Origin of the sequence: Endozoicomonas sp. SESOKO2 (assembly GCF_024606245.1) — a bacterium.
GTDB lineage: Bacteria > Pseudomonadota > Gammaproteobacteria > Pseudomonadales > Endozoicomonadaceae > Endozoicomonas_A.
The window spans coordinates 1-9583 of record NZ_JAHHPQ010000347.1; the positions used below are offsets into that span (position 1 = coordinate 1).

General features: G+C 50.5%; 7 protein-coding genes. All 7 read right to left on the reverse strand.

What is annotated here, in order from left to right:
• Positions 1-51: 51 nt before the first annotated feature.
• The 7 genes from glyS to def all read right to left on the reverse strand — a co-directional run bounded on the left by glyS (position 52) and on the right by def (position 9365).
• Positions 52-2151 carry a glycine--tRNA ligase subunit beta gene (gene glyS / locus KDK17_RS07900; protein ID WP_257281594.1) on the reverse strand — a complete coding sequence of 700 codons (2100 nt, stop codon included), beginning with the start codon at positions 2149-2151 and terminating at the stop codon, positions 52-54.
• Positions 2151-3116, reverse strand: a complete 966-nt coding sequence (glyQ, locus tag KDK17_RS07905; protein ID WP_257274410.1) for a glycine--tRNA ligase subunit alpha — start codon at positions 3114-3116, stop codon at positions 2151-2153. Before glyQ ends, glyS begins: the two co-directional genes overlap by 1 nt.
• Before the next feature lie 357 nt (positions 3117-3473).
• Positions 3474-4922: a TrkH family potassium uptake protein gene (locus tag KDK17_RS07910; RefSeq protein ID WP_257281595.1), complete on the reverse strand. Its 1449-nt coding sequence runs from the start codon at positions 4920-4922 to the stop codon at positions 3474-3476.
• 86 nt (positions 4923-5008) lie between these two features.
• Positions 5009-6382, reverse strand: a complete 1374-nt coding sequence (gene trkA, locus KDK17_RS07915; RefSeq protein WP_257281596.1) for a Trk system potassium transporter TrkA — start codon at positions 6380-6382, stop codon at positions 5009-5011.
• Entirely contained in the window at positions 6379-7773 is a 1395-nt protein-coding gene (gene rsmB, locus KDK17_RS07920) for a 16S rRNA (cytosine(967)-C(5))-methyltransferase RsmB (RefSeq protein ID WP_257274413.1), read from the reverse strand. Before rsmB ends, trkA begins: the two co-directional genes overlap by 4 nt.
• Complete coding sequence (fmt, locus tag KDK17_RS07925; RefSeq protein ID WP_257254810.1) at positions 7773-8738, reverse strand: methionyl-tRNA formyltransferase; 966 nt, start codon at positions 8736-8738, stop codon at positions 7773-7775. The genes rsmB and fmt overlap by 1 nt, the downstream gene beginning before the upstream one ends.
• Positions 8739-8855: 117 nt before the next feature.
• A complete protein-coding gene (def, locus tag KDK17_RS07930; RefSeq protein ID WP_257254811.1) occupies positions 8856-9365 on the reverse strand; it encodes a peptide deformylase in 510 nt (169 codons plus the stop codon).
• Between the last annotated feature and the right edge of the window lie 218 nt (positions 9366-9583).

Genomic DNA, 9583 nt, shown 5'->3' on the forward strand with positions numbered 1-9583 from the left:
GTCAGGTTACTGATGTTTTTATCTGTTCGTTCGGTTGGATAAGAACGCCCCCTAGAGTAATGAAATATCGGCAACGTGTAAGAACAGCCTGCGTAATTGTTTCAAAAGCGCATAGCGGTTCAAACGAACCTGCTCATCTTCAGCGTTGACTAATACTTCATCAAAGAAGCGGTCTACAGAGTCTTTCAGTGGTGCCAGACTTTCCATAGCGACTGAGTATTGTCTCTGTTCCAGAATCGGTGCAACCTTTTCTTTGCTGTCGGCCAGGGTTTTGGCCAGAGCCTTCTCCGCGGCTTCTGTCATCAGTCCGGGGTCAACGGCGTCAGGAATGACCAGATTTCCGGCTTTAGCCAGAATATTGGAAACACGCTTGTTGGCGGCAGATAGCGTTTCGGCTTCTGCCATCTGGCTAAAGCGATGCACTGCCTTAACGCGCTGATCAAAATCGAAGGGGCGAGAAGGTTTCAGGGCCTTAACAGACAGGAAGACTTCTACAGGAATCTGCTCATCCTGATACCAGGAGCGGAATCGCTCCAGCATGAAATCCAGAACAGTTTCTGTCAGCTGTTCATTATTGGCTGCTGGCAGCACAACCCCTTGTGCCTGATAACCTTCGACAGACTGATTAATGAGATCACGAAGATCCAGATCCAGTTTCTTCTCAACAATAATACGCAGGACACCCAGGGTGGCTCTTCGCAGTGCAAACGGATCTTTATTACCTGAAGGTGGTTGATTGATGCCAAAGATGCCGGTAATAGTATCGATTTTGTCAGCAATCGCTACGGCACAACCTGTCAGATTGGAAGGCAGTTGATCACCTGCAAAGCGTGGCATGTACTGCTCATTCAAAGCGAGACATACCTCCTGTGCTTCGCCATCGTTTGCGCCGTAGTACTGACCCATGATGCCCTGTAATTCAGGGAATTCCAGAACCATTTCTGAAGTCAGGTCTGATTTACACAGTTCTCCGGCACGGACAGCCAACTGTTCTTGCCCAGTCTCCTGTCTGGCGATGAAACCAGCCAGTTTAGCAATACGTTCGCTTTTATCGAACAACGATCCCAGTTGTGCCTGGAAGACGATAGGTTTCAGGGTCTCCCTGCGAGCTTCAAGTGTGGTTTTTTTGTCCGTATCAAAGAAAAATTTGGCATCCGAGAGACGGGGTCTTATTACCCGTTCATTACCGGATACTACTTGTTCGGGCTCTACGCTCTCGATATTAGAAATGGTTATAAAATGGGGAAGTAACTTTCCTTCCTGAGATGGATCTCTTGACACGACATGGAAATACTTCTGATGCTCCTTCATGGAAGAGATCAGGGCCTCTGCGGGGACTTCCAGAAATTCATCATCAAAACGACCGGACAGGGCAACGGGCCACTCATTCAATGCTGTCACTTCATCGAGCAGGTCTTCATCAATGACCGCTTCGCCACCCAGGCCGCTCGCCACTTCTGCCACCTGTTGCTTGATGAGATTGCGTCTTTCTTCGAAGAGAGCCATCACCTTACCCTGCTCTCTCAGAAGATTATGATAATCGGCAGGCTGGTTAACGGTCAGAGGCTGGTTAGCGTGAAATCGGTGGCCTCGAGTCTGGTTACCTGATTGAAGGCCCAGAATTTCGCAATCGACTACCTCTTCCCCCATCAGCATCACTAACCAGTGGACTGGGCGAACAAACTCAGTGCGCTGTGCTCCCCAACGCATACGCTTGGGAATAGGCAGTTCATTCAGAGACTGGCTGACCATGTCTGGCAGTAGTTGAGTGGTCTCGCAACCCTGTTGAACCGTACGGTAGACAAGCCAGGCGCCTTTATCGGTTGTCAGCGTTTCCAACTGATCGACTGAAACGCCGTTAGAACGGGCAAAACCTTCGGCTGCTTTAGTGGCCTTGCCTTCTCTGTCGAAGGCGGCTTTTACCGCGGGGCCGCGGCGCTCAAGCTGCTGATCAGGTTGTGCAGTATCCAGACCCTTGATCAGCAAAGCCAGACGACGAGGTGCGGCAAAGGCTTCAAAGCTGTCAAAAGACAGTTGAGCGTTCTTCAGGCGATCCAGGATGCCATGAGTGAATGCATTGGAAAGGCTTTTCAGCGCTTTCGGGGGTAGTTCTTCTGTTCCCAGCTCGACCAGGAAATCTTTCTGGCTCACTACTTCTTCTCCTGTGTCTTGCTGTCTTCCAGACTGGCCAGAACTTCTGTACGGATATCGTCACTGGCCAGTGGGAAGCCGAGATGAAGGCGAGTATCAAAGTAGGCTTTGGCTACGGCTCTGGCCAGGGTTCTGACTCGCAGAATAAAGCGCTGACGCTCTGTCACCGAGATGGCGTGACGGGCGTCCAGTAGGTTGAAGGTATGAGAAGCTTTCAGGACATACTCATAAGCAGGCAGAGGCAGGCCCGCTTCAACCAGACGCCTGGATTCGGCTTCATAAAAATCGAATTGATGGAACAGTTCCTGAGTGTCAGCGTGTTCAAAGTTGAAAGTAGACATCTCTACTTCCTGCTGGTGGAAAACATCGCCGTATGACACTGTGCCCTGTGGACCTTCAGTCCAAATCAAGTCGTATACGTTGTCAACACCCTGAATATACATGGCCAGACGCTCAAGGCCGTATGTGATTTCGCCAGTGACCGGATAGCACTCAATACCACCTACCTGTTGGAAGTAGGTGAATTGAGTGACTTCCATGCCATTCATCCAGACTTCCCAGCCCAGACCCCAGGCACCCAGTGTTGGGGATTCCCAGTTGTCTTCTACAAAGCGAAGGTCATGCACCAGTGGGTCGATGCCCAGCTCCCTGAGGGAATCCAGGTAAAGTTCCTGAATGTTATCCGGAGAGGGTTTCATCACCACTTGGAACTGATAGTAGTGCTGTAGGCGGTTTGGGTTTTCACCATAGCGTCCATCGGTTGGACGGCGGCTGGGCTGCACGTAGGCAGAGTTCCAGTTTTCAGGACCTATTGCGCGAAGGAAGGTCGCTGGATGGAAGGTGCCTGCGCCCACTTCCATGTCCAGTGGCTGCATAATGACACAGCCCTGGCGAGCCCAGAACTGCTGAAGGGCCAAGATAAGGCCCTGGAATGTCTTGATATCAGGCGTGCTTTGAGAAGTCACAGTACTACCTCATGGAGGCTCAAAATTAGGCTTTATTCCTCTATCCCGGCTGCCAATAGCCTCGACAATTCAGGGAGCTGACGCTTCTGGTTCAACCTCCATGACGACCCGGGTGCTTGCAATGCCACTGAAAGCCTGAGCGTGAAACGGCTCATTTGTGCATTAAGTGTCATTTTCTGGAAACAGCAGCGGATTATAACGTTTTGGTTCTGGAGCGGATACCGTTGTATCCCTCTGGAAATGTGGTCGTTGTGTATAACAGAGCAACAATATCCTCAAAACTCTATGGGGCAGGATCATGGAGTTCTGATGAAGGTGTGGATAAGTTGTTGATAGCTGTGAATAACTTTTCTATTCTCAGTATTTCCAGAATGTGGGTGTAAACAATACCAGCAGTGTGAAGATTTCCAGACGACCCAGCAGCATGGCAAAACAGAGAATCCATTTCGCTGTATCGGGAAGAGCGCTGTAATTTTCGGCGGCTTCACCCAGGGCGGGGCCCAGGTTGTTCATGCTGGACGCTACGGTAGAAAAAGCAGTGGTCAGGTCAACGCCCGTGGCCATTACGGCCAGAATCATGACAGCAAACAGAAATACATAGGTGGCAAAGAATCCCCAGACAGCCTCACCGACTCGACTATGAACGGCCTTGCCACCCAGTTTGATGGTGTAAACAGCATTGGGATGAACCAAACGACGAAGTTCTCTTACCCCCTGTTTGAAGATCAGCAGCACACGAATCACCTTCATGCCACCTGCCGTTGAGCCGGCACATCCCCCGGCAAAACTGGTCATAAAGAGAAGAAGTGGCAGGAATGTTGGCCAGGCTGAGAAACCGCTGGTGGCATAACCGGTGGTCGTGGCAACAGAAACGACTTCGAAAATACCGTGATCCAGTGAGTTTGCCAGATCATAAGTGCCGGAGAAATAGAGACCTGCCACCGTAATTAATGAGACCACCAGAAGGATCAGCAAATAAGTGCGAACCTCGGGGTCTCTCCAGTAGTGATAGGTGGATTTATTACGCCAGGCGAAAAAGTGAAGCGCAAAGTTAATACCGGCTACCAGCATAAAGAAGGTGGCAGTGGCATTAATCAGTGGTGATTCAAAATAGCCAATGCTGGCATCGTGGGTTGAGAAACCACCAATGGCTACGGTGGAAAAGCTGTGGCTGACGGCATCAAAAAGATTCATACCTGCCAGCCAGTAACCCAGCGCACATATTGCTGTCAGTGTCAGGTAGAGCAGCCATAGTGCTTTCGCTGTTTCCTTGATTCGGGGTGTCAGCTTGTTGTCCTTTATGGGGCCCGGTGTTTCTGTCCGATAAAGTTGCATACCTCCGACCCCCAGCATAGGCATGATAGCCACTGCCAGAACAATGATACCCATGCCCCCCAGCCACTGAAGTTGCTGACGGTAAAAGAGGATTGATTTAGGCAGATGATCAATGCCCGTCAGTATCGTAGCGCCAGTGGTGGTGAGGCCCGACATGGACTCGAATACAGCGTCCGTCACACTGAGGCCCGGGTCTTCCATCAGTAAGAGTGGCAGGGAACCCATGCCTCCCAAAACGACCCAGAAAAGGACGGTGATGATAAAGCCTTCGCGGGGGCGTAAATCTGATTTGATTTTTCTGAAAGGAAACCAGAGTAACAAACCGATGAGAAACGTCAGGAAAAAAGTATATAAAAACAGTGAAATTTCAGTTTCCCCATAAATCATCGCCACCGCCAGAGGCGGAAGGCTGGAGAAGCTGAATAGCATCAAAAGAATGCCCAAGACAGGCAAAACGACAGAAAACTGCATAAGACCCTGTTTTTCTGGTTATACAGACAGCGGCCATGCTGTCTGATTCAATGATTAAGTGCGCAAGACCAGCACGACTGCATCGTTTAAAAAAAGCCCAGTCCAACCTGAAAGAGCTGTTCTACTTCGTGAATACGTTTTTTGTTGGTCAGAAACAGAATGATATGATCTCCTGACTCTATACGGGTAGTGTCGTGTGCAATTAACACTTCATCGTTTCTGACTATGGCCCCAATGGTTGTTCCGGGAGGCAGCTCGACCTGCTGAACCGTTTTACCGACGACTCTGGATGAATGTTCGTCGCCATGAGCAATGGCTTCAATGGCTTCTGCTGCGCCTCGACGGAGAGAGTGAACGTTAACAACGTCCCCTCTTCGTACGTGTTTCAGAAGACTGCCGATAGTGGCCTGCTGTGGGGAAATCGCAATATCTATTTCACCTCCCTGAACCAGATCAACGTAGGCAGGATTATTAATCAGAGCCATTACTTTACGGGCACCAAGACGTTTGGCCAGCATAGCGGCCATGACGTTAGCTTCATCATCGTTGGTCAGGGCACAAAAGACATCTGTCTCTTCAATGTTTTCAGAAATCAGCAGTTCTTTATCGGAGGCATTGCCGTTGAAAACCATGGCTTTGATCAGGGTCTCGGACAGGAACTGACAGCGCTCCATATTCTGTTCAATGATTTTCACCTTGAAATCATTTTCAGCCGATTGGGCGAGGCGCAGACCAATGTTACCGCCGCCGGCAATAATGATGCGTTTGTAATCATCATCGAGCCTCTGAAGTTCACTCATGACAGCCCGGATATGACAGCGGTCAGCGATGAAGAAGACCTCATCATCGGCCTCAATCACTGTTGTACCTTTGGGCATGATGGCCTTGCCGCGGCGGAAAATCGCAGCCACCCGGGTGTCAACGCTGGGCATATGTTCACGCAGGTAGCGTAATTCCTGGCCAACCAATGGACCGCCATAATAGGCTTTCATAGCCACCAGTTGGGCGCGGCCATTGGCAAAGTCCAGAACCTGAAGTGCTCCGGGACGTTCAAGAAGGCGTCGAATGTAGTTGGTGACGACTTGCTCCGGGCTGATCAATACATCGATGGGCAGAGCATCATCGCCAAACAGGTTTTCCTTGTTCAGGTACGCCGCCTGACGAATACGGGCAATCTTGGAAGGTGTGTGAAACAGGGTGTAGGCGATCTGGCAGGCCACCATGTTCACTTCATCGCTGTTAGTTACCGCTACCAGCATGTCAGCATCATCAGCACCGGCCTGTTTGAGTACAGAGGGGAATGAGGCCATACCCTGGATGGTCCGGATATCAATACGATCCTGTAGCTCCCTGAGAAGCTCGCCGTTGGCATCCACTACCGTGATGTCGTTCTCTTCATTGGCCAGGTTTTCTGCCAGAGTTCCACCTACTTGTCCGGCACCGAGAATGATGATTTTCATAGACTTTCCTGATGGCTTTTTATTATCAGAGAGCTTTCAATAGGCTGAGAGCTCTCACCAGGCTGAGGGCTCTCAATGGTCACGTCAGAATCACCGCGTACTTTTTTCAGCAGACTATAGAAAAAGCCGTCTCCTGAACCAGGCAGAATTTGTCGCCCAAAGCCGGTATCCAGTCCCCATTCTCCGGGAAGGGGTTGCAGTGCTGCGTCTACTTGTCGTTCGAGGAAAACGGCAATTTGTTTGCTGTTTTCAGCCGGCATTATGGAACAAGTCGCGTAGAGCAGTGTGCCACCGGGCTTTAGCAATGACCATAGGGTATTAAGGATTTTGCCTTGTAGCTCGGCCAATGCATCAATATCCTCGGGTTTGCGAAGCAGTTTAATATCCGGGTGGCGGCGGATTACGCCGGTAGCTGAGCAGGGAGCGTCCAGCAGAATATGATCGTAACTCTGTCCGTTCCACCATTGATCAGGCTGAGTACTGTCACCGGTCAGGAGTTGGGCTTTCAGGCCAATGCGATCCAGATTTTCCTGAACACGAGTCAGTCGCTTCTCATCTATGTCCAGGGCATCCAGTTCAATACCCGGAAACATTTCCAGCAATTGGCAGGTTTTTCCTCCCGGGGCGCAGCAGGCATCGAGAACCTTGTCGCCTTCTTTGATGGGCAACAGGTTTCCGGAAAGCTGGGCGGATTCATCCTGAACACTGACCACACCTTCAGAAAAGCCGGGCAGATGTTCTACCGGGAGAGCCCGTGTGAGGGTGATTGCCTGGGGAGACACCAGAGAAGATGAAGCCTGGATACAGTTATCCAGCAATTTTTTCAGGTAACGATCACGCTTTAAATGCTGCTCATTAACCCGCAGGGTCATGGGAGGAGACTGATTGTTGGCCCGGGCTATAGCCTGCCAATGATCAGGCCATGCTTTACGGATCTTGCCGATCAGCCACTGTGGGTGAGCGGTGAGACAAATATCGTTGGAATCGGACAGTGCATTGAGCGCATCTTCCTGACGCTGTGCAGAACGCAGAACGCCATTCACAAGACCCCTGGCCCAGGCTTTACCCATCATACGGGTGACCTGGACCGTTTCTCCGATAGCGGCGTGTGCTGGAATGCGCGTATAGAAAAGTTGGTAGAGCCCCACCAGAATCAGGCTGTGAATGGTCTGCTCTTTTGATTTCAGCGGTTTGTCCATAAGGGCACTGAGCCAGTTATCCAGACGAAAATAGTAACGCAGCGTGCCGTAGCTCAGCTCTGCCAGAAGGGGTTGATCTTTCTGGCGCAGACCCTCCTGATATTCAGGTAGAACCTGACTCAGGGATTCACCGGAAGCAACACGGCTAATCACTTTGGCTGCTGCCAGTCGAACGGAAGATTGTTTGGCCATTAGTTGAATTTTGTCCCGGGTATAAACATATCCCTGCGGCTGTTGAGCAGGTCCTGAACGGGCATGGCACGACTGCCAGATAACTGTACATTAGTCAGACGGAGTATGCCTTTTGCACAGGCAATATCCAGACCTGATTTGTCAGCCTTAATCAGAGTGCCGGGTGTTTCAGCGTGGTTTTCTTCAACCCGTTCTGCCTCCCAGACCCGAATGGCGATCCCTTCCAACTCGGTTGTCGCTACTGGCCAAGGGTTAAATGCCCGTATCAGGCAGTCAAGATTAGCTGCTGTTTTGTGCCAATCAATGCGGGCTTCTTCCTTAGTCATTTTGTGGGCGTAACTGGTATAACGGTCATCCTGCTTTTCCGCAGTAATAGTGCCTTCAGCGATAGCATTAATGGCTTCGATCAGGGCCGGCTGGCCTACTTCGATCAGGCGGTCATGCAAATTGGAAGATGTGTCTGTTTTGTGAATCGGGCAGTGGGCTTTAATCAGCATATCGCCAGTATCCAGGCCTTCATCCATCTGCATAATGGTGACTCCGGACTCTTCGTCTCCGGCCGCAATGGCCCTCTGGATAGGGGCTGCACCGCGCCAGCGCGGCAGAATCGATCCATGCACATTGATGCAGCCAAAGGTTGGAATATCCAGAACACTCTTCGGAAGTATGAGACCATAGGCTACTACAATCATCAGATCTGGCTTGAGTGCGGCGAGCTGTTCACGGGCAGCTTCATCTTTTTTCAGAGACAGTGGCTGGAACACTGGGATATTATGTTGCAGCGCCAGCGCTTTCACCGGGCTGGGCTTCAGTTTTCTGCCCCGTCCCGCCGGTCTGTCTGGCTGGGTGTATACGGCAATGACTTCATGCTGACTGTCTATGACCGCTTGACTGTCCAGAACCGCTTGAAGGTGGGCGCTGGCAAAATCCGGAGTACCGGCAAAGACAATACGAAGGCTTTTCATTGGGTTTTCTACAAGCTCGACAGAACGATAGGGTTGGCGGCGATGATAGATAAAGTAAGGGGCTGAGTAAAATCTGAGTCCCCCCGGAACTCATCTTCCGGGAGGTCTTCAGAAGCATTAAGCCATAGCAAGGCGCTTGTTTTTCACCAGTTTTTTGCGAATACGTTCCTGTTTCAGGCGCGACAGATAATCCACGAACAGTTTGCCATTCAAGTGATCCATCTCATGCTGTACGCAGACAGCAGGCAGGCCATCGAGATCTTTTGAGTATGGGTTTCCGTCTCTGTCCAGGGCAGTCAAACGGACTTGAGCCGGACGATCCAGCAGCTCGAAAAATCCCGGGATGGACAGACAGCCTTCAGAGAGATCCGTTAATTCGTCGGTCAGAGGTTCGAACGTTGGATTGATCAGAACCATTGGCTCGTTGCCATCATCGGAAAAGTCCATCACGACAATGCGCAGATGGATATCGACCTGAGTGGCTGCCAGACCAACGCCCCCGGATTTGTACATGGTTTCAAGCATGTCATCGATTATTTTACGAATATCGTCGTTTACTTCAGCCACGGGCTCGGCAATGGTGCGAAGTCTTTCGTCAGGGTATTGAAGGATTTCCAGAAGCGCCATGGGTATTCTCAAGCTACTTTGTTTGATTAGAAGGTAATTTTAAATTTCTTTTTGGTATATAGATAGTTTTAAGTGCGAACGTTCCATTTTTAAGTATTTATTTACGGTCAGGTGCTGAACTTGATGAGAGCTGCCTGTGTTTAAAGCAGTTTTATCGGGGGAAGTAACTAGCAGCCTGTCGGACTTAAGGCTGTCCTACTGCGGTTGCAATAAATTGG

Bases quoted from the DNA above. Each gene is read 5' to 3' on its own strand.
- trkA (WP_257281596.1), bottom strand. From the start codon at position 6,382: ATGAAAATCATCATTCTCGGTGCCGGACAAGTAGGTGGAACTCTGGCA.
- KDK17_RS07910 (WP_257281595.1), bottom strand. From the start codon at position 4,922: ATGCAGTTTTCTGTCGTTTTGCCTGTCTTGGGCATTCTTTTGATGCTA.
- def (WP_257254811.1), bottom strand. From the start codon at position 9,365: ATGGCGCTTCTGGAAATCCTTCAATACCCTGACGAAAGACTTCGCACC.
- fmt (WP_257254810.1), bottom strand. From the start codon at position 8,738: ATGAAAAGCCTTCGTATTGTCTTTGCCGGTACTCCGGATTTTGCCAGC.
- rsmB (WP_257274413.1), bottom strand. From the start codon at position 7,773: ATGGCCAAACAATCTTCCGTTCGACTGGCAGCAGCCAAAGTGATTAGC.